We start from the raw sequence: 584 nt of genomic DNA, 5'->3' as shown, positions 1-584 counted from the left end.
GTGGGTCAGGCTCCCGCGGTTTCGGGCACCTTGGCCTTGCCCTTGGGGGCGGGCGCGGTGCTCTCGCCGAGACCGTCGCCCGAGGCAGGGGTGCTGTCAACGCCCGAGCTGGCGGGCCCGGTCGGCTCGTCGCCGGTGGCATCGAGCGGCGGGAGCGCGTTCTCGCTCTCGCCCGCGAAGCCGCCGAGGCTGGCCTTCTGCTTCGGCCGGCGCCAGGCGACGTTCATCGAGCCGTCGTTCTGCCGGAACAACGCGATCGGGATCGGGTTGACCAGCGAGGGGTCGTCGATCGTGCCGGAGAGGAAGCATTCGCCGGTCTCGTTCGAGCTGTATTCCCACAGCGCGCCGACCTTGACCCAGCTGCGGCGGTCGACCGACAGCGCCATCAGATCGAACTTGGGGGCGCGTTCGTTGGTGGATTCGAAGGCACGCAGCGCCAGCGTCGCGCTGAAAGCCATGGTGCTGACGCGGCCGATGAGAACGCCTTCGGCGTTGGCCTTGAGGGTACCGATGTTCATGGGGACTTCTCCTGATGCGTCCGAACCCATTGTCCGGATCACATCCCCCCCATCCCCCTCTCCCCC

At 68.5% G+C, this 584-nt stretch carries 1 protein-coding gene; it reads right to left on the bottom strand.

What is annotated here, in order from left to right; all coding sequences use genetic code 11:
- Positions 1-5 precede the first annotated feature (5 nt).
- The gene (locus AX692_RS12730) at positions 6-518 is read right to left on the bottom strand and encodes a DUF736 domain-containing protein (protein WP_073977714.1); all 513 of its coding nucleotides are present in this window, start codon (positions 516-518) and stop codon (positions 6-8) included.
- Positions 519-584 lie beyond the last annotated feature (66 nt).

Source organism: Erythrobacter donghaensis, assembly GCF_001557325.1.
Classification (GTDB): Bacteria; Pseudomonadota; Alphaproteobacteria; order Sphingomonadales; family Sphingomonadaceae; genus Erythrobacter; species Erythrobacter donghaensis_B.
The sequence above is the reverse complement of the archived record's forward strand: the minus strand, read 5'-3'. Positions and strand labels throughout refer to the sequence as shown.

Coding starts and splice junctions, on each gene's coding strand:
- AX692_RS12730 (WP_073977714.1), bottom strand. CDS start 518: ATGAACATCGGTACCCTCAAGGCCAACGCCGAAGGCGTTCTCATCGGC.